Below are 23729 nucleotides of genomic sequence, written 5' to 3'. Positions count from 1 at the left end.
TTTCGTGCCTGAGCACCTATTTACCGGGCCTCGTACTCAGGCCCTTGAGTGCATCCTGACAGACGACGCAAACAAGGCGCGCGAATCTGCAAGCCACACGCAAGTACCCCAATAAAACCCAATCAATCAGATCGTCAAGCACCATAAAAAGCGGTCATGCGCATGCGTTTTCGTCTTCCTGAAGAGAGAACTTTTCGCAACCGCCGATCTGGCCTGCTAGGCTCAAGGCACCACCCGAGCAAGGAAGCTCCGCGATGAAATCTATCCTGCTGCTCTTACTCCTGCCCCTGGCTGCCCAGGCCATCCCCTGCCCCGACTGGCCTGACAGTCGCGCCAAAACCGAGTTCGCCGCCCTCAGCCAGCAAGTCGCCCACTGGGACGACGCCTATCACAATCACGGCCAGGCGCTGGTGGCCGATACGCTCTACGACCAGGCCCGCGAACGCCTGGAACATTGGCAGCAATGCTTTGCCGGTGCACTCGGGCATTTGCCGGAGCCGCTGGCCGGTAGCAGCGGCAAACTCGCCCACCCCATCGCACAGACCGGCCTGCGCAAACTGCACGAAGCGGCGGTGGGCGAATGGATCGCCAATCGCGACGACCTGTGGATCCAGCCCAAGGTCGATGGCGTGGCCGTGACCCTGGTCTACCGCGCTGGCGTTCTGCAGCAGGCCATCAGTCGGGGCGACGGGCGTCAGGGCCAGGACTGGACAGCCCGCGCGCAGCAATTACCTGCCATTCCCATGCGCCTGAAAGAGCCACGCGACGCCGTACTGCAGGGCGACTCTACTGGCGCCTGGACGGCCATGTGCAGCGCCGCGACGGCGGCGTTGGCGCCCGCGGCAAGGTGGCCGGGCTGATGGCGCGGCAATCGCTGCAGGCCGACGAAGCCACGGCCATTGGCCTGTTCGTCTGGGACTGGCCGGATGGCCCGGCGCAGATGCCCAAGCGCCTGCAGGCTCTGCAGCGCCTGGGCTTCGACGATGCGCTGGCGTATACCCAGCCACTCGAAAGCCTTGAAGAGGCGCGCCGTTGGCGCCAGCGCTGGTTCACCACGCCGCAACCCTTCGCCAGTGATGGCGTGGTCGTGCGCCAGGGCACGCGCCCCGCCGGCGCACGCTGGCAAGCCGAGGCGCCGCACTGGGCAATTGCCTGGAAATACCCGCCGGAGCAAGCGCTGGCCGTGGTTCAGGCTGTGCAATTCAATATCGGCCGCAGCGGTCGCATCACGCCGATCCTGCGCTTGCAGACGGTCGAACTCGACGAGCGCCGGATCAGCCGGGTCGCCCTGGGTTCGCTGCCGGCCTGGGAAGCCCTCGATATACGTCCTGGTGATCAGGTGGCCATCCGTCTGGCGGGCCTGACCATTCCCCGCCTCGATCAGGTGATCTGGCGCAGCCCCGAACGCGCGGCCGTGCAGGCACCCGATCCCGCGCAATACCACGCCCTGAGTTGCTGGCGCCTGAGCGCCGGCTGCGAGCAACAATTCCAGGCCCGGCTCAACTGGCTGTCGGGCAAGCGGGGGCTGAACCTGCCGGGCGTAGGGCCGGGCACCTGGAATACGCTGCTGGCCAACCAGCGTATCGATGGCCTGCTCGACTGGCTGGAACTCGACGCGCAACAGCTGCAACATGTATCAGGCATCGGCCCGCGACGCGCCGTACAGTTGCAGCAAGCCTTCACCCTGGCCCGGCAGCGACCGCTGCAACAGTGGCTGCAAGCACTCGGCGCACCGTCGGGCCTTACCCTGCAGGCACAAGATGACTGGGCGACATTACAGGCACGCAGCCGCGCCGAATGGCTACAACGCCCCGGCATCAGCCGCCAGCGTGCCGAACAGTTGCTGGCGTTCTTCAACCACCCGGAAGTCGCACACCTGGGCCGGCAGTTGATGGCGGCCGGCGTCACAAGCTTTCAATCCAGCACCGCCACGGCACTGATCCAGCCGGCACAGCTCGGCCCACATAGCGCAACGGGGCATGACCGTCAGTAGACGCGGAACTCCTTGTGGCAGGCTTCGCAGCTGTCTTCGACCGCGCGCATCGCCGGCTCCAGCGCAGAGCGACGCAGCGGTGGCGCCGTGGTCGCCTGCACCAGCGCCGCCGTGGTCTGCTCCAGATCGCGAGCCATCGCCTGGAATTGCACCTGGCGCTGCCAGAGTTCCGGGTTGGCCTTGCTGCGCTCGTCGTCGCGCACATCCGGAAAATGCTGCCAGGGCTCGTGCGCCAGGCGATCGAGCTCAGCCGCGCCGGCGATAAACCCCGCCTCGTCGTATGGAATGCGACCGCGCAACATGCCGCCCAGGTCCTCGCTGACCTTGAGCATGTCCTTGAATGCAGCCTGCCGCTTGCCCAGCGGCGAGTCGGGGTCGACGCCGCCACAGGCCGCCAGTGCCAGACAGACGCAGATCAGCAACAGGGATTTCTTCGAGGTCATCGACGCAACTTCCGAACACCAGGGGGCGCCAGTATCGCGGCTCGCCCCGGTACGGCCAAGCGACCTCTTGTCACAACAGCTGTCAGCACGCGCAGCGCTCAGCCCAGGTTCAGCTACACGTGATCAGGCCCGGATCAAGGTGCGGCACGAAACAGGGGGAAGCGTAAGCGACAGCAACCGGACGGAAAGCCTTGGGTGTAGACGCTCGGCTCGCTATAATCAGCGGGCTTTATCGCGACCGGCACCGCTCCGGTCGCTCCCGCCACCTGTCCGAGGGGCGCTGCAGCAGGTATGACCTGTCAGGCTCGGATGGGGCGTTATCCAAACGCATCAACGGCGCCCATTCGCAGACAACGAATGGAGAGCTTTAATGAGCGCTTTCAACGACTACAAGGTCGCCGATATTTCCCTGGCCGATTGGGGCCGTAAAGAACTGATCATTGCCGAATCCGAGATGCCGGCACTGATGGGCCTGCGCCGTAAGTACGCCGCCAGCCAACCGCTGAAAGGCGCGAAAATCCTTGGCTGCATCCACATGACCATTCAGACCGGCGTGCTCATCGAGACGCTCACCGCCCTGGGCGCCGAAGTCCGCTGGTCCAGCTGCAACATCTTCTCCACCCAGGATCAGGCCGCTGCCGCCATCGCCGCCGCCGGCATCCCGGTGTTCGCCTGGAAGGGCGAGACCGAGGAAGAGTACGAGTGGTGCATCGAGCAGACCATCCTCAAGGATGGCAAGCCGTGGGACGCCAACATGGTGCTGGACGACGGCGGTGACCTGACCGAGATCCTGCACAAGAAATACCCGCAGATGCTCGAGCGCATCCACGGCGTCACCGAAGAAACCACCACCGGCGTACACCGCCTGCTCGACATGCTGGCTAAGGGCGAGCTGAAGATCCCGGCGATCAACGTCAACGACGCGGTGACCAAGAGCAAGAACGACAACAAGTACGGCTGCCGTCACAGCCTCAACGACGCCATCAAGCGCGGCACCGACCACCTGCTGTCGGGCAAGCAGGCGCTGGTGATCGGCTACGGCGACGTGGGCAAGGGCTCGGCGCAGTCGCTGCGCCAGGAAGGCATGATCGTCAAGGTCAGCGAGATCGACCCGATCTGCGCCATGCAGGCCTGCATGGATGGCTTCGAGCTGGTATCGCCGTACATCGACGGCATCAATGACGGCACCGAGGCCAGCATCGACAAGGCACTGCTGGGCAAGATCGACCTGATCGTCACCACCACCGGTAACGTCAACGTCTGCGATGCCAACATGCTCAAGGCCCTGAAGAAGCGCGCCGTGGTGTGCAACATCGGCCACTTCGACAACGAGATCGACACCGCCTTCATGCGCAAGAACTGGGCATGGGAAGAGGTCAAACCGCAGGTGCACAAGATCCACCGCACCGGCGCCGGCAGCTTCGATCCGACCAACGACGACTACCTGATCCTGCTGGCCGAAGGCCGTCTGGTGAACCTGGGCAACGCCACCGGCCACCCGAGCCGCATCATGGACGGCTCCTTCGCCAACCAGGTGCTGGCGCAGATCTTCCTGTTCGAGCAGAAGTTCGCCGACCTCTCCCCGGAGAAGAAGGCCGAGCGTCTGACCGTGGAAGTGCTGCCGAAGAAGCTCGACGAAGAAGTCGCACTGGAAATGGTCAAGGGCTTCGGCGGCGTGGTCACCCAGCTGACCAAGCAGCAGGCCGACTACATCGGCGTGACCGTGGAAGGCCCGTTCAAGCCGGACGCTTATCGCTACTAATGCGTAGGGTGGATAAGCCCCTGGCTTATCCACCGCCGACTTCCCGCAAGGTGGATGGAAAAACGCCATCCACCCTACGTCTCCAAGGCTAGAAACCCTATGAGCCAAGAACGCCGCTACAGCTTCGAGTTCTTCCCCACCAAGACCGAAGCCGGGCATGAAAAACTGATGGACGTAGCGCGCCAACTGGCAACCTACAAACCCGATTTCTTCTCCTGCACCTATGGTGCCGGGGGCTCGACCCGCGACCGCACCCTGAACACCGTGCTGCAACTCGATGGCGAGATCAAGGTGCCCACCGCCCCGCACCTGTCCTGCGTCGGCGACAGCAAGGCCGAACTGCGCGAGCTGCTCAACCTGTACAAGAACGCCGGTATCAAGCGCATCGTTGCCCTGCGTGGTGACCTGCCATCCGGTATGGGCATGGCCAGCGGCGAGCTGCGCTACGCCAACGAGCTGGTCGAGTTCATTCGCACTGAAACCGGTGATCACTTCCATATCGAAGTGACTGCCTACCCGGAGATGCACCCGCAGGCGCGCAACTTCGAGAGCGACATCGCCAACTTCGTACGCAAGGCCAAGGCCGGTGCCGACAGCGCCATCACCCAGTACTTCTTCAACGCCGACAGCTACTTCTACTTCGTCGAGCGCGTGCAGAAACTGGGCGTGGATATCCCGGTGGTGCCGGGCATCATGCCGATCACCAACTACAGCAAGCTGGCGCGCTTCTCCGACGCCTGCGGCGCGGAGATCCCGCGCTGGGTGCGCAAGCAGCTGGAAGCCTATGGCGACGACAGCGACAGCATTCGCGCCTTCGGCGAACAGGTCATCAGCGAGATGTGCGAGCGCCTGCTGCAAGGCGGCGCGCCGGGCCTGCACTTCTACAGCATGAACCTGGCTGGCCCCAGCCTGGCCATCTGGAACAACCTCAAACTGTCACGTTGACAGCTCCCTCCGGGCCGTCCACACGGACGGCCTGTCTGCGTCACACTCCGCCTTGCCGCCGAAGGATCGCCCCTCATGCTCAAACGCTCCACGATCAACGCCTCCGTCAGCCCCAAGGGCAGCCTGGAAACCCTCTCCCAGCGCGAAGTGCAGCAACTGCGCGAAACCGGCTCGGGCAGCGTGTATCGCCTGTTCCGCCAGTGTGCCCTGGCGATCCTCAATACCGGCTCGCACAGTGATAACGCCAAGACCATCCTCGAGGCGTACCCGGACTTCGAAGTGAAGATCCACCAGCAGGATCGCGGCATCCGCCTGGAGCTGCTGAACGCACCAGCCGATGCCTTCGTCGACGGCGAGATGATCGCCAGCACCCGCGAGATGCTGTTCAGCGCCCTGCGCGACATCGTCTTCACCCAGAGCGAGCTGGAGCACAAGCGCATCGATCTGGACAGTTCCGAAGGCATCACCGATTACGTCTTTCACCTGCTGCGCAATGCCAAGACCCTGCGCAGCGGCGTCGAACCGAAGATGGTGGTGTGCTGGGGCGGCCACTCGATCAGCACCGAGGAATACAAGTACACCAAGAAGGTCGGCCACGAGCTGGGCCTGCGCGGCCTGGATATCTGCACCGGCTGCGGCCCGGGCGTGATGAAGGGGCCGATGAAGGGCGCCACCATCAGCCACGCCAAGCAGCGCAACCTCACCGGCCGCTACCTGGGCCTAACCGAGCCGGGCATCATCGCCGCCGAGGCACCGAATCCGATCGTCAACGAGCTGGTGATCCTGCCGGATATCGAGAAACGTCTGGAAGCCTTCGTCCGCGTCGGCCACGGCATCATCATCTTCCCGGGCGGCGCCGGCACGGCCGAAGAGTTCCTCTACCTACTGGGCATCCTCACCCACCCGGATAACCAGAACCTGCCCTTCCCGGTCATTCTCACCGGCCCGAAGAGCGCCAGCACGTACCTGCAGCAGCTGCATGATTTCATCGGCGCGACCCTCGGCGCAGCGGCGCAGCAACGCTACCGCATGATCGTCAACGACCCGGCTGAAGTCGCCCGCGAAATGGCCATCGGCATCAAGGCCGTGCGTCAGTTCCGCCGCGAGCGCAACGACGCCTTCCACTTCAACTGGCTGCTGAAGATCGACGAGAGCTTCCAGCACCCGTTCGAGCCAACCCACGAAGCCATGGCCAGCCTCAACCTGACCCGCGAGCAGCCATTGCATCAGTTGGCCGCCAACCTGCGTCGCGCCTTTTCCGGCATCGTCGCCGGCAACGTCAAGGAGAACGGCATCCGCCTGATCGAGGAGCACGGCCCCTACGAGATTCGCGGCGAAGCCACCATCATGCGCCCGCTGGATCGCCTGCTGCAGGCCTTCGTCGAGCAGCACCGCATGAAGCTGCCGGGCGGCAGCGCCTACGAGCCCTGCTATCGCGTCATTGATTGAGGTGACGTAGGCGCACTTCAAAGGCCATTACAAAATCGCTAATCTGGCGCGATGCCACTATTGCCGCGTCAGGTTATCGCCATACTTCTACTGTGCTCCTGTGCTTTCGCCGCTCGCGGTGAAACGCTGCGCCTGGTCACGGAAGCCTGGGCGCCTTACGTCTTCGAGGAACACGGCCAGGCCACCGGCCTCGACTATGAGATCACGCAGACGGTGCTGCAGCGTCTGGGCATCGAGCTGGAGCTGCAGTTCCTGCCCTGGAAGCGTTGCCTGCTGGCACTGGCGCACGGGCAGGCCGATGGCATTCTGGATATCTTCCACCTGCCCGAGCGCGAGGCCGACATGCTCTTCGTCGCAGAGCCACTGAGCGACGTCGAGCTGGTGCTGTTCCATGCGCGCAATCGTCCCTTCCGCTTCACCAGCCTGGAAGACCTGAGCGACCTGGTAATCGGTGTCTCGCCAGGCTACTGGTACAACGACGAGGCCTTCCGCACCTCGACCCTGTTCAGCCGCGAAGAAGCGCAGAGCCATGAAGCCAATATGGGCAAGCTAATACGCCACCGCGTCGACCTGGTGGTCAATGACCGGCGCGCCGGCCTCTACCTGATCGCGCAGATGGGCATCGAGGGGCAAATCGACTACCACCGCAAAAGACTCGGGCGCGACCATCTGTACCTGGCGCTGCGCAAGGATCCGGCGCTGCAACCACTGGCGCAGGCGTTCGCCCGCGAGCTACGCCGCTTCAAGCGCGAACCCGCCTATGCCCGCCTGCAGGCACGCTACGCCAGGCCGCACGAACGCCAGCCGTGAACCAGCCGACAGGCTGATAGGTGCGCAAGCCTTGCGCTCTGTTATACTCGGGCCTTCCCGCCAGGCTTGCGCCCGGATGCTGGTGCCCTAAAGCCAGCAGTACCGGACGGGATCACGCCCCCCAATGCGTGATTCAAGCCAGGCTCTACACCCCCCAGGGCCACGCCCTCACTAGTACAGGATTGCTCATGTCCTTTGCCTCCCTCGGTCTCTCCGAGGCTTTAGTCCGTGCGGTCGAAGCCGCCGGCTACACCCAACCCACTCCGGTGCAACAGCGGGCCATTCCCGCCGTGTTGCAAGGTCGCGATCTCATGGTGGCGGCCCAGACGGGTACTGGTAAGACGGGCGGTTTCGCCCTGCCCATTCTCGAGCGCCTGTTCCCGGACGGTCACCCGGATCGCGAACAGCGCCACGGCCCGAAACAACCGCGCGTACTGGTGCTGACACCGACCCGCGAACTGGCCGCCCAGGTGCATGACAGCTTCAAGCTGTATGCCCGTGACCTGAAATTCGTCAGCGCCTGCATCTTCGGCGGCGTTGGCATGAACCCGCAGGTTCAGGCGCTGGCCAAAGGCGTCGATGTGCTCGTCGCCTGCCCCGGCCGCCTGCTCGATCTGGCCAACCAGAAAGCCATCGACCTGTCGCATGTGGAAATTCTCGTGCTCGATGAAGCCGACCGCATGCTCGACATGGGCTTCATCCACGACGTCAAGAAGGTGCTGGCCAAGCTGCCAGCCAAACGCCAGAACCTGCTGTTCTCGGCCACCTTCTCCAAGGACATCACCGACCTCGCCGGCAAGTTGCTGCACAACCCCGAGCGCATCGAGGTGACGCCGCCGAACACCACGGTCGAGCGTATCGAACAACGCGTCTTCCGCCTGGCCGCCAGCCACAAGCGCGCCCTGCTCGCTCACCTGATCACCCAGGGCGCCTGGGAACAGGTGCTGGTATTCACCCGCACCAAGCACGGCGCCAACCGCCTGGCCGAATACCTCGAGAAACACGGCCTGCCGGCTGCCGCGATTCATGGCAACAAGAGCCAGAACGCGCGCACCAAGGCCCTGGCAGACTTCAAGGCGAACAAGGTGCGCATCCTGGTGGCCACCGATATCGCCGCCCGTGGCCTGGATATCGATCAGCTGCCGCATGTGGTCAACTTCGAGTTGCCCAACGTCGAGGAAGATTACGTCCACCGCATCGGCCGTACCGGTCGCGCAGGGCGTAGCGGTGAGGCCATCTCGCTGGTCGCCCCGGATGAAGAGAAGCTGCTGAAAAGCATCGAGCGCATGACCAAGCAGAAGATCCCCGACGGTGATCTGCTGGGCTTCGATGCCAGCGCCGTGGAAGCGGAACGTCCGGAAGTGCGTGAACCTCGCCAGCCGCGCAATGCCGGGCCGAAAAAGGCCAAAGCCGAAGGCGCCGACAAGCCCAAGGGCGAGCGCAACAGCGGTGGTCGTCGAGACAAGGGCAAGGACAGCGGCAAGGAGCAGAAAGCCAAGCCGCAGCAGCAGGGTCAGGGCCAGAATCGCCGTGGTCAGCAACCGCGCAACCAGAGCCGTGGCGCCGCCCCGGCCATTCCGCCCTTGCCTCCGGATCGTGATCCGGAAGAGTTCCTCGACGACGAGATCGACAATTTCGGCAACCGTGCCGACTATGTGCCGGTACAGAACAAGCCGCAAGGCCGTGGCCGCCGCCCAGGCGCTGCCGCTGCGGGCACTGGCGCCGCTCAGGGTCAGGGCCAGAAAGCCAAGAGCAGCAACAGGCCGCCGCGCAGCAATGCTGCCGGCACCCCGGCCACGCCAGGCAAGAATCGTCGCCAGGGTGGCCAGGGCCGCACTGGCGGTGGCCGTGGCCGACCGGCACATGACGGTCGCATCACCTCGCTGGACCGCGACGAGCTGCCGCGTACCGAAGCAGCCGTGCGCAACCCGCGCGAAAAGCAGCCGATCATCATGCACAAGGGCTCGCGCCTGGACCGCTTCCCCAGCGCCGAGCAACTTGACGAGCTGAGCAACAGCACCCGCCCGCGTGGCGAGAAGCCGGCACTGCTGACGCGTAACCGCGAAGAGTAAGCGGCCGCGCCAACAAAAACGCCACCCCATGGGGTGGCGTTTTCGTTATTGCCGCAGGCTGAACATGCGGGCACATCCGGTGACCGCTAGCGGCCGCTTTCGTTACTTGCGGATGCCTTCGATCGAGATGATCAGCTCGACACTTTCCGAAGCCGGGCCGAGATCCTTGGTGATGTCGAAGTCCTTCAGCTTCAGGGTGGTGGTGCCTTCGAAGCCGGCACGGTAGCCGCCCCACGGATCCTGGCCTTCACCGATGAACTTGGCAGCGATGACCACCGGCTTGGTCACGCCATTCAGGGTCAGGTTGCCGGTAACGTCAGCGCTGCCTTCACCGGTGGACTTGACCGAGGTGGATTCGAAGGTGGCGGTGTCGTGCTTGCTAACATTGAGGAAGTCGGCACTGCGCAGGTGCTTGTCACGCTCGGCATGGTTGGTGTCGACGCTGGCGGTCTTCAGGGTCACGTTGACCTTGCTCGCCTCGGGGTTGGCAGCGTCATAGCTGAACGTACCGTCGAAATCCTTGAAGGTGCCGTACAGCCAGCTGTAGCCCAGGTGGCTGATCTTGAAGTTGACGAAGGCATGCTGGCCTTGCTTGTCGATGGCGTAGTCGGCGGCCATGGCCTGGCCGCCCATCAGGGCCGAACCCAGAACCAGTGCAGCGAGGGCGTTCTTCAACATGGGGTGTTCTCCTTGCGAGGTTGTCGATCTAGATGGGCCTTGGCCCGATTTGAATGCTTCAGCGCCCGAACATCCGCAGCAGGGTGCTGTCGCGGTCGATGAAATGATGCTTGAGTGCCGCCAGGCCATGCAGGCCAGCGAAAATCACCAGGCCCCAGGCCAGGTATTCGTGAATGGCTCCGGCAATGTCTTCCTGTTGCGCGATGCCGGTCAGGGTGGCCGGCACACTGAACAGGCCGAACACCTCGATGCCACGGCCATCAGCGGTGGAAATCAGGTAACCGGAGAGCATCACGCCAAACAGGCCGAGATAAAGCAAGGCGTGGCCCAGTCTGGAGGCCTGGCGAGTGAGCTTGCCATGGCTGGCAAGCGGCGCGGGCGCCGGGCTGAGCAAACGCCACAGCACGCGCAGGAGCATGACAGCGAACAACAGGATGCCAATGCTCTTGTGCAGGTCAGGCGCACTCTGGCGCCACGGATCGTAGTAGCTAAGCCCCACCATCCAGAAGCCGAGGCCGAACAGGCCAAAGACGACCAGCGCGACCGACCAGTGCAGCAGCACGCTGACCAGACCATAACGAGCAGAAGTGTTGCGCCATTGCATGGTGGCTTTCCTAATCCAGATCCGAGCAAGACTAACGGCAAATATATCGATTTAAAGCGGAAAATTTCGCTATGAAATATCAGGAAATGCGATATTTCGCGCTTCCTCCCTCAAGCCGACCCCGTTGGTATGACGCGCCGCCCATGGAGTTCCCCGGCAACGGCACCAGCGGTACATTCTGCCAGACCAGCGGCAACGCCGTGACTCGGTGACGGCTTCTGGTAGGCTGTGCCGCCGAACCCTGGGAGATAGCTCATGAGCCTGAACGATCACTGGATGCAACGCGATCTCGACGTGTTGTGGCACCCCTGCACCCAGATGAAGGATCACGAGCGCCTGCCGCTGGTAGCGATTCGCAAGGCGTCCGGCGTGTGGCTGGAAGACTTCGACGGCAAGCGTTATCTGGATGCCGTCAGCTCCTGGTGGGTCAACGTCTTCGGTCACGCCAACCCACGCATCAATGCGCGCATCCGCGAGCAACTTGACAGCCTTGAGCACGTGATGCTCGCCGGCTTCACCCATCAGCCGGTGATCGAACTGTCCGAGCGTCTGGTGCAGATCACCCCGGCCGGCCTGAACAAGGTGTTCTACGCCGACAACGGCTCCTCGGGCATCGAGGTGGCGCTGAAGATGAGCTTTCACTACTGGCTCAACAACGGCCAGGCGAACAAGAAGCGCTTCGTCACCCTGAGCAACAGTTATCACGGTGAAACCGTGGCAGCGATGTCGGTGGGCGACGTGTCGCTGTTCACCGACACTTACAAGCCGCTGCTGCTCGACACCCTCAAGGTGCCCAGCCCGGACTGTTACCTGCGCCCGGAAGGCGTGAGCTGGGAAGAGCATTCGCGCGTCATGTTCGCCCACATGGAACAGACCCTGGCCGAGCATCACCACGAAGTCGCCGCGGTGATCGTCGAGCCGCTGATCCAGGGTGCCGGCGGCATGCGCATGTATCATCCGGTCTACCTCAAGCTGCTGCGCGAAGCCTGCGACCGCTATGGCGTTCACCTGATCCATGACGAGATTGCCGTCGGCTTCGGCCGCACCGGCACGATGTTCGCCTGCGAACAGGCCGGCATCACCCCGGACTTCCTGGTGCTGTCCAAGGCACTGACCGGTGGTTACCTGCCGATGGCTGCGGTACTGACCACCGATCAGGTGTACGGCGCCTTCTACGACGACTACGCCACCCTGCGCGCCTTCCTCCACTCGCACACCTACACCGGCAACCCGCTGGCCTGCGCCGCCGCGCTGGCGACGCTGGATATCTTCCGTGACGACGATGTGATCGAACGCAACAAGGCCCTGTCGGCACGCATGGCCAGCGCCACCGAACATCTGAAGGATCATCCGCATGTCGCCGAGGTGCGCCAGACCGGCATGGCCCTGGCCATCGAGATGGTTGCCGACAAGAAGAGCAAGACGGCCTACCCCTGGCAGGAGCGACGCGGTCTGCGAGTCTATCAGCACGCCCTTGGCCGTGGCGCCCTGCTGCGCCCACTGGGCAGCGTGGTGTATTTCCTGCCGCCTTACGTGATCACCCCCGAGCAGATCGATTTTCTGGCCGAGGTGGCCAGTGAAGGCATCGATATCGCCACGTCTGAGTCGGTCAGCGTCGCGGTGGATAATCGCCACTACCCGGATCATCGCGATCCGGGCTGAGCCTGAGGCGGTGCGCGCAGCGCACCCTACGGCTAGAATTCGCGACTCTTTTCAAGGTGGGTAAACCATGCGCCTCTCCCGCTTCTTTATCGATGCCCCGCTCTCCCTTGGCCAGCACGAACTGCCCGAGGCCCAGGCCCACTACATCGGCCGCGTGCTGCGCCATGCCGTGGGCGATGCCGTGCAGCTCTTCGATGGCAGCGGCCAGGAATACCTCGGCGAGCTGATCGAAGTGGGTAAGAAAAGCGTGCGCGTCGAGCTGCGTGAAGTCTTTGCCGGCCTGAGCGAGTCGCCGCTGCATATTCACCTCGGCCAGGGCCTGTCACGCGGCGAACGTATGGACTGGGCCATCCAGAAAGCCACCGAACTGGGGGCCAGCGAAATCACCCCCATCGTCTCGGCACGCTGCGAGGTACGCCTGAAGGACGAGCGCGCCGACAAGCGCATGGCGCATTGGCGTCAGGTGGCGATCAGCGCCTGCGAACAGTGCGGCCGCTCGGTACTGCCGGTGATCAACCCACCGCTGGAACTGGCCGCCTGGCTGCAGCAGATCGAAGCCGAGCTGAAGCTGGTGCTGCACCCCGTTGCCGCTGCGCTGCAAAGCCATGAAAAACCCCATTCCCTGGCCTTTCTGATCGGTCCGGAAGGCGGCCTGAGCGATGCCGAAGTCGACCAGGCCACGAGCGCCGGCTTCCATCCTGCCCGCCTGGGCCCACGCGTTCTGCGCACGGAAACGGCACCCGTGGTGGCGCTGAGTGTCGCCCAACAGCTCTGGGGCGACCTCCAGGCATAAGAATGTCGCTTGGACGTAACAAAATGTGACCTCAAGAGATTGCAAGACCAGCAGTGTTTGTCATGCTCTGCGCGCCGCCCGCGCGACCTGCTCACCTGCAACCCGCGCGCGGCCGAGGCCGGCGCCCGTTAGCGTCGGTTCTCTTCCAATAACAAACAACGGGCCTCGGCACCGCCCCAAAGGCGACCGCATGCCCAGGAGCATTGCATGAACGAACTGGTCTCGACCCTAAACGGTCTGGTCTGGAGCCCGGCGCTGATCTTTCTATGTCTCGGCGTTGGTCTCTACTTCTCCCTGCGCGGCCGCTTCCTCCAGGTTCGCCACTTCAAAGAAATGATTCGCCTGATGTTCACCGGCAAGACCGATGAACATGGCATCACCTCCTTCCAGGCACTGACCATGACCCTCGCCGGTCGCGTCGGTACCGGCAACATCGCCGGTGTGGCCACTGCGATCACCTTCGGTGGTCCGGGTGCCGTATTCTGGATGTGGATGGTCGCCTTCCTCGGCGCCAGCTCGGCGTTCGTCGAGTCCACCCTCGGCCAGGTGTACAAGGAAAAGCTCAACGGTGAATACCGTGGTGGCCCGGCCTTCTACATCGAGCGCGGCCTGGGTCTGAAGTGGTATTCCTGGCTGTTCGCCATCGTCACCATCTTCGCCTGCGGCCTGCTGCTGCCGGGCGTACAGGCCAACTCCATCGCCTCCAGCGCGGAAACCGCACTGGGTATCCACCCGAACACCACCGCTGCCGTGCTGGCCATCATGCTGGGCCTGATCATTTTCGGTGGCGTAAAGCGTATTGCCCGCTTCGCCGAGTTCGTGGTGCCGTTCATGGCCCTGGGCTACATCCTGGTGGCCTGCGTCATCGTTCTGCTGAACATCGAAAAACTGCCGGAAGTCGTGTCGCTGATCCTGCGCAGCGCCTTCGGTCTGGATGCCGGTTTCGGCGCGATCATCGGTATGGCGATCATGTGGGGGGTCAAACGCGGCGTTTACTCCAACGAAGCCGGTCAGGGTACTGGCCCGCACGCTTCGTCTGCTGCTGCGGTCAGCCACCCGGTCAAGCAAGGCCTGGTGCAGGGTTTCTCGGTCTATATCGACACCCTGTTCGTCTGCTCCGCCACCGCGTTCATGCTGCTGATCACCGGTCAGTACAACGTCCAGGCGCCTGATGGCAGCGCGATGTTCACCGGTATCGCCGGGGTGGCCGCAGGTCCGGGCTACGTACAGACCGCGATGGAAAACATCATGCCCGGCTTCGGTAACATCTTCGTTGCCGTCGCCCTGTTCTTCTTCGCCTTCACCACCATCGTGGCGTACTACTACATCGCCGAAACCAACATCGCCTACATCAACCGCAAGGTGAATCGCCCCTGGCTGACCCTGCTGCTGAAGGCCGGCATCATCGCGGCGACCGTCTACGGCACCGTGAAAACTGCCGATCTGGCGTGGGGCCTGGGCGACCTCGGTGTCGGCCTGATGGCCTGGCTGAACATCATCGCCATCCTGCTCATGCACAAGGTTGCCTACAAGTGCCTGAAGGACTACGAGCAGCAAAAGGCCGAAGGCAAGGATCCGGTCTTCCACCCCGAGAAGCTGGGCATCAAGAATGCCGACTACTGGGGCGCGCATACCTCGGAAGAAAACCTCGCGGCCGAGAAGGCCGAAGCGCAGCCACAAGCACAGCGCCCATAGTTCCACGGCAGTAACGAAAAAGCCCCGGTCAGTGCCGGGGCTTTTTCATGGGCGCTCGCCTGAGCGCATGGCTACTTCAGATCAAACCGGCATCGGCGAGCAATTGCTCCAGTGCGGCCAGATCGGGAATACGCACGACCTCGTCACCGACACGGGCGGCGCCCAGTTCCAGCGGCGCCAGCTCGACATCGGCCGCAGGCAGGTCGCTGCCGACCTTCAGCGAGCGCGGGATACCCTGCACCAGCAGGGCAATGAACTTGACCTTGGGCCGCCCCCCCAGAGCGTTGATCACCGCGACACGGGCGCCACCGGCAACCTGCGCCTGACCACCGCTGGCCGCCTCGAAGGACAACAGCGGCAAGCGCAGATCACGCCAGGCGATCTGGCCGAGAAACCACTCGGGCGTACCTTCGCTGACCTGCGGTGCGCGATAGGGAATCAGCTCGGCCACGGCCACGTTGGGCAGCAGCAGGGTGCGGTCGGCCAGCGGCACCAGCAGGCCGGTCAGACCTTCGGTGCTGTTCTGGGTAGCGACGGCTTGGCTCATTGAAACGTCCTCAACTGCAATGTTCGGCGAGGTGATTGACCAGCGCCACGGCCAGCTCTCGCGGGTCAGCGCTGAAACTGCTGTAGCCGCCCTCACGCAGGCTGTCAGGCATGCTCGGGCTGGCACAGCTGTCGGCGCGCTGGGTCCAGATCACCCCGCCCTGGCGTTTGACGTATGCGGCAGCGGCGCTGCCATCGCTGCCCATGCCGCTGAACGCGATCACCCCGCACTGGGCACCGAACTGCTGCGCCAGGTTGAGCATCATCTGGTCGATGGAGGGGCTGTACGGCTCAGGCCAGCCACGCTCGGCAAGCTGCATTGCGCCATCTTCGGCAAAACCCAGCTCGCGGGTGATCGGCGCCACCACCACCTCACCACAACGCACCGGGTCGCCATGGCGCGCGGTATTGACGTGCCACTGGCTGTGGCGGCCGACGGCCTGCGGCAATGCCGCCTCGAAACTGGCGTCGATGTGCTGGGCATAGATGAAGCCAATCGGCAGACCACCCGGCAGCGCATCGAGGAACGCCTTGACCGCCGCCGGGCCGCCCAGCGAGGCGGCCAGCAACCATACCTGGCGCGCCGGCTCGCCAGCTTTCAACGGAGTATTGGCCAACGCCTGCGGCAGTTCCAGGCGCGCCGGACGCTGCGCCTCATCGAGCAGTGCCTGCAGGCTGGGACCGACTGCCTGGGTCGGGTCGCCAACCAGGCGCTTGAGCTTGCCGAACAGGCTGCGCTCCCAACGCGGATAGTTTTCCGAATGACGCTCTGGGGCGTGGCCCTCGCCGAACAGCACTGGGGCACTGGCGCGTTCCAGCAGGCTGTCGACCAGCGGCGAATCTTCCGACTGCGCCAGATCCACCAGCCACAGGTCGGTCTCGCAGGCTGCCAACGCTTCCTCATCGAGGCGCGCCGGGTCGCTGTTGAGCACCACCTGATAGCCGCCACCGGCCAAAGCCTGCTGCAGCACATGGCGCTGCAGCGAGGTGTCGGCGATTACTGCGATACGCGCGGAGGATTTGTCTGTCATGTCCGTTTGACCCGGTGGCTATCGACCAACTGTGCAATGGTGTCGAGCAGCAAGGACTCCTGATAGGGCTTGCCGAGGTACTGGTTGACGCCAATGGCCATGGCCCGCTCGCGGTGCTTCTCGCCGGTACGCGAGGTGATCATGATGATCGGCAGGTCCTTCAGGCGCTCGTCGTGACGCACCAGGGTCGCCACTTCGAAACCGTCCATGCGCGGCATCTCGATGTCCAGCAGCATGATGTCGGGCTTGTGTTCCTGCAGCTGGGCGATGGCGTCCACACCGTCCTTGGCGGTGACTACGTTCATGCCGTTACGTTCGAGCAGGCGGCTGGTGACCTTGCGCACGGTGACCGAGTCGTCCACCACCATGACCAGCGTCGGACGATCGACTTCCACTTCCTCGTTGGCAGCCGCCTGACGCGAAGCCAGGCGCGGCGTCAACTGGTTCTGCAGATGTGCATGCCGCACACGAATGGTTGCCAGCAGGTCGAGAATCACCACCACGCGACCGTCACCGAGGATGGTCGCACCGGAGATGCCGTGCACCCCGGCAAACTGCGGGCCCAGGCTCTTCACCACGATCTCGCGCGAACCGGCCAGGCTGTCCACCTGCACCGCCACGGCATGCTCGCTGGAGCGCACCAGGATCACCGGCAGCGGCAGGCTCTGGCCTACCAGCTTGGGCTGCTGACCGTTGTTCAGCAGGTCGCCCAGGTACTTCAGCTCGTAAGTCTGGCCGGCGTACTCGAAGCGCGGTGCATCGGGCGCGTAATAAGCCTCCAGCTCGAACGGCGAAACCCGCACGATACCTTCGATGGTGTTCAACGGAATGGCATACAGGTCTTCGCCGGAGTACACCATCAGCGCACGGTTGACCGACACGGTGAACGGCAGGCGGATGGTGAAGCGCGTGCCCTGGCCGAGGCTCGACTCGATGCTCATCGAGCCGCCCAGTTGCTTGACCTCCGAGTGCACCACGTCCATGCCGACGCCACGCCCGGAAATCTGCGTGACCTTCTCGGCCGTGGAGAAACCGGCTTCGAGGATGAACTGCAGCACCTCATGATCACTGAGGTCGCTGTCGGCATCCATCAGGCCACGTTCGATGGCTTTACGGCGTACGGCATCCAGGCGAATACCTGCACCGTCATCGTCCAGGGTCAGGACGATATCGGCCCCCTCACGCCCCAGGTTGAGGCGAATGGTGCCGGTATCCGGCTTGCCGGCTGCGCGGCGTACCTCGGCCTGCTCGATGCCATGGTCGACGGCGTTGCGCAGCATGTGTTCCAGCGGCGCGACGATGCGCTCGAGCACGGTGCGGTCCATTTCCCCTTCGGCGTTGCCGACGACGAACTCGACCTGCTTGCCCAGCTCGCCGGCGACCTGACGCACGATGCGACGCAGGCGCGGCACCAGACGGTCGAACGGCACCATGCGCGTACGCATCAGGCCTTCCTGCAACTCGGTATTGACCCGCGCCTGCTGTAACAGCAGGGTCTCGGCGTCACGGTTCTTCGCCGCCAGGGTTTCCTTGAGGTCGAGCAGGTCGGAGGCGGATTCGAACAGCGCACGGGACAGCTGCTGCAGTTGCGAGTGGCGGTCCATCTCCAGCGGGTCGAAGTCCTCGTAGCCGGCACGCTCGGCCTCGGCCTGGTAGCGGCTGAGAATCTGCGCCTGGGTCTCGGTATCGAGCCGGCGCAGCTGGTCGCGTACGCGGTCGATGGTCGCTTCCATCTCGCTGAGGGTGAAGCTGACATCACTGACCTGCTGTTCGACACGACCGCGGAAGATCGAGGTCTCACCCGCCAGGTTGACCAGCCCTTCGAGCAACTCGGCCGGCACCTTGACCAGTTCCTGTGGTGCACGGCGCGCGGCGGCTTCCTGCGCAGCCTCCTGCGCGCGCTGCACGAACGGCAGCACCTTGCGCGCCTGAACCTGGCTCGGCACATCACTGGCGGCCACGATCGGGTTGAGCAACGGGGTGAGCGTATTGGCGCCAGGGTCGGCCTCGGAGACAGGCGCCGCTTCCTCCTGACCGGCGAGGCTGGCGCTCAAGCGCTGGCGCAGGAGGTCAAGCTCCTGCTGCAACCCTTCGAAGCCGGACTGCACGTCGAGGAACAGACTTTCCGGCCAGGGTGCTCCCTGCTGCAGCGCCTCGGTGAGGTGTTGCTCAAGGTCATGGCTCAGATCGCCGAGACGCTTCTGCCCGGCCAGACGCGCGCCGCCCTTGAGGGTATGCAGAATACGCTGCATTTCCTCGATGGCACTGACGTCATCACGCTGCGTCTCGAAGCGGCCAATGACCGCTTCCATGGCTTCAAGCAGGTCGTCGCCCTCTTCGAGGAAGATATCGAGAATGTCGCTGTCGGCCTCTTCGGCTGCATCACTCTCGACCACGGCCTTGAGCTGTACCGCCTGCGGTATGCTCAGTTGTTCGTTGGGGTTGGCCCGGAAGCGCTTGATGGTTTCGATCAGGGCAGTGCCTTGCGGCACGACACGCTGGCCGCGCACGGCATCGAGCATCTCGACCAGACGGTCATGACAGGCCTGCAACAGACCGAACAACTCGGGACTGGCGCGCAGACGGCCAGCGCCGAGGTCTTCGTAAAGAAACTCCAGCTCATGCGCCAAGTCGCCGATTTCACGGATTTCCGCCATGCGCGCACCACCCTTGAGGGTGTGCAGGTCGCGCTGCAGGGCTTCCAGCTCGATGCTGTTGTCGACATTGGCCATCCAGCGCTGCAGGGCGGCGCCGGCACTGTCGATGATGTCGAAACCTTCTTCGAGGAAGATTTCCACCAGTTCAGGGTCGCGCTCATCGTGCCAGTTGGCCAGCGTCATGCTCTGCGGCTCGGGCAGCGTTTCGTCCACAGCCGGCAGGGCTTGCGGCAGTGGCGGCTCGACGCTCTCAACAGTGGGCGACTGAGCCTCAGGCTCCGGGACTTCATCGAACACGATCTCGTCTTCGACCAAGGCCAGCGGCGGCAGCTCGATACGCTCGACTTCAGGTTCGGGCAGCTCGCTGAGCGGGCTCTCAGGCGCGGGCTCGACGTGAGCGACGGCCGCCGAAAGACTGTGCGGCGCCCCACCATGGCGGAACTGACGGATTGCCAGAATCAGCTCATCGGCAGAGGCCAGCGTCTGCCGCGCCTGCAGTTGATCAAGCATCTGCGCCAGACGGTCATGGCTCTGCTGCAATAGAGCACCCAGGGCCGGGGAATGGCTGTAACGACGATCAACCAGCCCCTCATAGAGCGATTCAAGCTCGTGCCCCAGGTCGCCAATCGGACGAATCGCCGCCATGCGCGCGCCGCCCTTGAGGGTATGCAGGTCGCGTTGCAGCGCAGACAGCGGCATGGTGTTGTCCGGCTCACCGAGCCAGCGCTCCAGCGCCTGCGCGGCGCTTTCCAGAATATCCACGGCCTCTTCGAGGAAGATTTCCACCATTTCCTCATCGAGATCGGCGTCGGCCGCAGCCGATTCGTCTTCCGCTTGCGGCGCTTCGCCCGCGTCCTCGACGCTCTCCGCCTCGGCAAACGGCTCGACACTGTGCGGTTCGACCAGGGCCTGCTCCGCCTCGGCAGTGGCCTGATCGAGTTCGATGATCTCCATGCCCTCGGCGCCGGGCGTCAGCAAGGCCAGGGTATTGGGATCGATGGCTTCGCTGAGCAGATCGCGCAGTGCCTGCACACGCTCGGGCTGCGGGCTGACCTGCAGGGCGGCGGCAACCTGATCCATCATGCCGATCAGGGCTTCATGGGCCTTTTCCGCTTCGTCGAAGAAGCGTTCGCTCACCGCCAGGCTGCCTTCCTCGACCGCGCCGTACAGATCCAACAGGGCTTCGCACAGTTCGTCGACCTGCGGCAACTCGGCCATTTCGGCGCCACGGCCGAGGGTGGTGAGTTCCTCCAGCAGTGCAGACAGCTCCTGGCGCTCGGAGGGGTGTTCACGCCATTTGCGCAGCAGATCCTCGGCATCGAGCAGGATGTCCATGCCTTCGGCGAGGAAGATGCCAATCAGTTGCGGGTCGCGAGTCTCGCCGCTCTGTGCCTGACGCTCGTCTTCGGCGCTGGCCAGACGTTCCTGATGCAGCGCCTGGACGCGGGCCAGAAACGCTTCGGCACCGGGGATCGGCGCCAGCGGTTGGCTCTCAAGATTGTCGAGGCCTGCGCGGAACAATCCCTCAGCGGTGCTGAGCAGCTCGGCGGCAGCCAGATCCACCTGGATCAGGTTGGTCTTGAACTCCTTGACCAGCTTCTCCAGCGGCGCGGCAATTTCTGCCACTGGCAGGATGCCAGCCATGTAGGCACTGCCCTTGAGGGTGTGCAGCGCGCGCTGCAGGCTATCGGTGACCGGCTGCGGCAGCTCCTGCGCGCAATCGGCGAGAAAGCCCACCAGGGTGTCCAGGTGCGTTTCTGCTTCGTTGCGGAAAATCTCCAGCAACTGTGGGTCGAGGGGCTCGCCATCGAGGGGCTCATCAATCGGGGAAGCGCCGGCGATTGGCTCGTCATCTGGCACTTGGTCGTGCGCGACGACCTCGGTAGCGTCGTCAACGCCCACGGGCTCGGCTACCTGCTGGGCGGCCGGGGCGTCAGATTTTGGGGGCGTCAGGCCTTTGGCCAGGGCATGAGCCGTGGCGGCCAGCAGGTCTACATCATCGCGCTGGCGCTGCGCCTTGGCGGCAAACTCTTCGACCAGCGCCGGCATCAGCGCGACCACATCCAGCACCACCTGTTGCACCGGGGCGCTCGGCTCGATGCTGCGATCCATCACACGGTTGAGCAGGTTCTCGATGGACCAGGCCAATTCGCCGAGCACCAGCGCCCGCACCATACGTCCACTGCCCTTGAGGGTATGGAAGGCGCGGCGCACTTCGACCAGCGCCTCCTTGTTGGCGGTATCGGCCTGCCACTGCGGCAGATACTCGGCGATGGTTTCCAGCACTTCGCCGGCTTCTTCGATGAAGACCTCCAGCAGATCGTCGTCCACCGGCTCCTCATCCGCGGGCGGCGGCAGCAGGCTCGGCGGCACGTCGGCGGCAGGCGGGTTGATCGCCTGCACTGGGGCAGCCATGACGTCAGCCATCGACAGCGGCTTTTCGGCCGCCACTGCGTCAAGTTCAGGGACGCTCTCGGGAGCGCTGGGCAGCTCGACTTCCGGCAGATCCAGATCCGCCAGCTCCAGTTCGCCCCACTGGCTCGTCTCGGCCAACTGCTCAAGGCTCAGCTCTTCGAGCGCGAACTCAGGCTCGGCATCGAGCAGAGGCGCAGCGAGGTTTTCTTCCTGGTGCAGGGCCGGCAGCTCTTCGAGCGTATCCAGTTCGAAGGTGAAACTGTCGGCTGGCAACTCGGGCTCGGCGTCCGGCAACTGCAGATCCGTAGCGAGATCGCTGTCAGGCTCGGCTGGCTCGAATGTCAGCGGCTCAATCGCGACCAGCGCCTCTTCGGGTTGTTCGTCCTCGGCTCCGAGCAGTTCGATTTCCTGCAGCGGGTCGGCCAGCGGCGCCAGGCTCTCTGCCGGCGGCTCGATGCGGTCGAGAATCGAAGGTTTTTCCTTGAGCGGATAACCCAGGGTTTCCAGGCTTTCTTCGGCGACATCGAGAATCAGGTCACCCTGGGTGCCGTGATCCTCGGCCAGACGCTCGAGGTAGTACTCGACGCTGGTGATGGCGTCGGCCAGGGTATCCAGGCTCTGCCAGTTGGGCACGGCCTTGCGTGCCAGCAACTGTTCCTGGATGTAGCGGTTACAGGCATTGAGCAGGTCGGCGGCACGCTGCAGCGGGATCATCGCCAGGCCACCACGAACCTGAGTCAGCAGGCCGGGCACACGCGCCAGGTGCTCGTGATTCCACTGCGAAGCGATGAACTCGATAATCGCGTCCTTGGCCTGCTCCAGGCCATTGCGCGCTTCCTTGATCACCAACTGATGGATCTGCGCCACGTCGGTGGTGGGCAGGTGGCTCTGTTCGTTCTGGCTGTTGTCACTCGGGCCGACCATACCGGCCAGGGTCGCCTCGACATACAGCAGTGCGCCGGCGACGTCCATCAACACCGCATCGTTGGGTTCACGCTGCCCCAGGGACAGGCTGTGAATCACGTCGATCTGGTCGAGAATCACCTTGCGCGGCTGGCCGAAACCAAGCACCGCCAGGGTATCGGCGATCTGCTTGAGCGGTGCCAGCAGGGCATCCAGTTCGCTGACCTGACTGCGATCACTGCGCACGAACAGATCGAGGCTGTCCTTGACCCGTACCAGCTCTTCACACAGCGCGGCGACCACCGAACGCATGGCATCGCGGTCAGGGCCCGCCAGGCGGGCACGCTCTTCGTCCACCACCTCGTTGTCAGGCAGCGCCTCGTCGAGGCGGTACTGCTCTTTCAGCGCACGGATGCGCGGCGACTGCGCCGGTGCCTTGGCCACGTAGAACAGCAGGTTCTTGGTCAGTTCATCCGGGGCGGGCTGGTTGATGCCATCGGCGCCTTGTTCGACCAGGCGCTTGAGTTCCTTGTCGACCTGGCGCAGCAGGGTGCGCACTGACGTGCCATTGACCACGCTGCCATTGGCCAGGCCTTCGACCATACCGGATGCGATCTGCCACAGACCGCCCAGCGGAGCGTCCTGGCACAGGGTTTCCAGGCGCGCGAAGACCCGCGCCATGTAGCCCAGGTTGGTGGGCAGGTCCTGATTGCGGATCACGCCGACCAGGGCCATCTGCAGCATCTGCCGCAGCTTGCGCAGCAGCACCGGCAATTCGGCGGTACGCAGGCGCGCCATGCTGCCTTCCGGCAGCGCGGGCAGGCGCGCGGACATGTCCGGCGAGAACAGGCTGGTTTCCGACAGCAGCTTTTCGCCACGGGCGGCACGCAGGTCATTGAGCAGCGGCAGCACGACCATGGGCAGGTCGCGGCGGGCGGTCTGGATACGGTCGAGGTACACCGGCAACTGCAGGATGGCCTGCATCAGCACTTCCAGGGCTTCGCCCTGATTGGCCACGCGACCTTCCATCAGCGCCTTCGACAGCTGTTCCATTTCCTCGGCGAGCAACGCCGCGCCGTAGAACTCGACCATCTGCAAGGTGCCGTGAACCTGGTGCACATAGGTCAGGCAGAAGCGCATGCGCGTGGGGTCCTGCGGGTTCTCGACGAACGCCTCTAGAGCCTGACGCGCCTGCTTCAGGGTTTCCCCGATCTCGCCTTTGACCCACTCCAGGGCGACATAATCATGCCGATCACCCATAGCCACTCCAC

General features: G+C 64.0%; 14 protein-coding genes, 1 pseudogene and 1 riboswitch. Of the genes and pseudogenes, 9 read left to right on the top strand and 6 right to left on the bottom strand.

What is annotated here, in order from left to right; genetic code table 11:
- Window positions 1–254 precede the first annotated feature (254 nt).
- A pseudogene (ligB, locus tag J7655_RS02380) lies at window positions 255–1993 on the top strand (NAD-dependent DNA ligase LigB).
- Here ligB and J7655_RS02375 read toward each other — a convergent pair.
- Window positions 1987–2436 (bottom strand): c-type cytochrome, encoded by a 450-nt coding sequence (locus tag J7655_RS02375; protein ID WP_104729952.1) that lies wholly within the window; start codon window positions 2434–2436, stop codon window positions 1987–1989. The pseudogene ligB and the gene J7655_RS02375 sit on opposite strands and share 7 nt — an antisense overlap.
- Before the next feature lie 266 nt (window positions 2437–2702).
- A riboswitch (S-adenosyl-L-homocysteine riboswitch) is annotated at window positions 2703–2785 on the top strand.
- A gap of 21 nt (window positions 2786–2806) precedes the next feature.
- On the opposite strand from J7655_RS02375, the gene ahcY reads away from it, so the two are divergent.
- From ahcY to J7655_RS02350, 5 genes are all read left to right on the top strand, one after another.
- Window positions 2807–4198 carry an adenosylhomocysteinase gene (gene ahcY / locus J7655_RS02370; RefSeq protein WP_230926395.1) on the top strand — a complete coding sequence of 464 codons (1392 nt, stop codon included), beginning with the start codon at window positions 2807–2809 and terminating at the stop codon, window positions 4196–4198.
- 99 nt (window positions 4199–4297) lie between these two features.
- Window positions 4298–5143, top strand: coding sequence for a methylenetetrahydrofolate reductase [NAD(P)H] (metF, locus tag J7655_RS02365; protein WP_230926394.1), 846 nt, complete (start codon window positions 4298–4300; stop codon window positions 5141–5143).
- Between the two features lie 75 nt (window positions 5144–5218).
- The gene (gene ppnN / locus J7655_RS02360) at window positions 5219–6592 is read left to right on the top strand and encodes a nucleotide 5'-monophosphate nucleosidase PpnN (protein ID WP_230926393.1); all 1374 of its coding nucleotides are present in this window, start codon (window positions 5219–5221) and stop codon (window positions 6590–6592) included.
- 51 nt (window positions 6593–6643) lie between these two features.
- Entirely contained in the window at window positions 6644–7402 is a 759-nt protein-coding gene (locus tag J7655_RS02355; protein ID WP_230926392.1) for a substrate-binding periplasmic protein, read from the top strand.
- 188 nt (window positions 7403–7590) lie between these two features.
- Window positions 7591–9474 (top strand): RNA helicase RhlE2, encoded by a 1884-nt coding sequence (locus J7655_RS02350; RefSeq protein WP_230926391.1) that lies wholly within the window; start codon window positions 7591–7593, stop codon window positions 9472–9474.
- Between the two features lie 102 nt (window positions 9475–9576).
- Here the strand turns inward: J7655_RS02350 and J7655_RS02345 are convergent, their stop codons facing one another.
- Together J7655_RS02345 and J7655_RS02340 are read right to left on the bottom strand one after the other, a co-directional pair.
- Window positions 9577–10152, bottom strand: a complete 576-nt coding sequence (locus tag J7655_RS02345) for a YceI family protein (RefSeq protein WP_230926390.1) — start codon at window positions 10150–10152, stop codon at window positions 9577–9579.
- Between the two features lie 58 nt (window positions 10153–10210).
- Window positions 10211–10756: a cytochrome b gene (locus tag J7655_RS02340; protein ID WP_230926389.1), complete on the bottom strand. Its 546-nt coding sequence runs from the start codon at window positions 10754–10756 to the stop codon at window positions 10211–10213.
- A gap of 255 nt (window positions 10757–11011) precedes the next feature.
- Here J7655_RS02340 and J7655_RS02335 point away from each other — a divergent pair, with 255 nt between their 5' ends.
- From J7655_RS02335 to J7655_RS02325, 3 genes are all read left to right on the top strand, one after another.
- Window positions 11012–12418 (top strand): adenosylmethionine--8-amino-7-oxononanoate transaminase, encoded by a 1407-nt coding sequence (locus J7655_RS02335; protein WP_230926388.1) that lies wholly within the window; start codon window positions 11012–11014, stop codon window positions 12416–12418.
- A 67-nt stretch (window positions 12419–12485) separates the two neighbouring features.
- Entirely contained in the window at window positions 12486–13211 is a 726-nt protein-coding gene (locus J7655_RS02330) for a 16S rRNA (uracil(1498)-N(3))-methyltransferase (protein WP_230926387.1), read from the top strand.
- Between the two features lie 207 nt (window positions 13212–13418).
- Window positions 13419–14906, top strand: a complete 1488-nt coding sequence (locus J7655_RS02325) for an alanine/glycine:cation symporter family protein (RefSeq protein ID WP_230926386.1) — start codon at window positions 13419–13421, stop codon at window positions 14904–14906.
- Window positions 14907–14982: 76 nt separating this feature from the next.
- On the opposite strand, the gene J7655_RS02320 is transcribed toward J7655_RS02325, so the two are convergent.
- From J7655_RS02320 to J7655_RS02310, 3 genes are read right to left on the bottom strand one after another with little or no spacing between them, the layout of a single operon-like run.
- Window positions 14983–15453: a chemotaxis protein CheW gene (locus J7655_RS02320; RefSeq protein WP_230926385.1), complete on the bottom strand. Its 471-nt coding sequence runs from the start codon at window positions 15451–15453 to the stop codon at window positions 14983–14985.
- 10 nt (window positions 15454–15463) lie between these two features.
- On the bottom strand, window positions 15464–16483 hold the full coding sequence (locus tag J7655_RS02315) for a chemotaxis protein CheB (protein WP_013713617.1): 1020 nt from the start codon (window positions 16481–16483) through the stop codon (window positions 15464–15466).
- Window positions 16480–23718 (bottom strand): Hpt domain-containing protein, encoded by a 7239-nt coding sequence (locus J7655_RS02310; protein ID WP_230926384.1) that lies wholly within the window; start codon window positions 23716–23718, stop codon window positions 16480–16482. Before J7655_RS02310 ends, J7655_RS02315 begins: the two co-directional genes overlap by 4 nt.
- Between the last annotated feature and the right edge of the window lie 11 nt (window positions 23719–23729).

The sequence above is a fragment of the Pseudomonas wenzhouensis genome (assembly GCF_021029445.1).
In the GTDB taxonomy this organism is placed as follows: domain Bacteria; phylum Pseudomonadota; class Gammaproteobacteria; order Pseudomonadales; family Pseudomonadaceae; genus Aquipseudomonas; species Aquipseudomonas wenzhouensis.
Note: the sequence above shows the minus strand (reverse complement) of the source record. Positions and strands in the feature narration are given on the sequence as shown.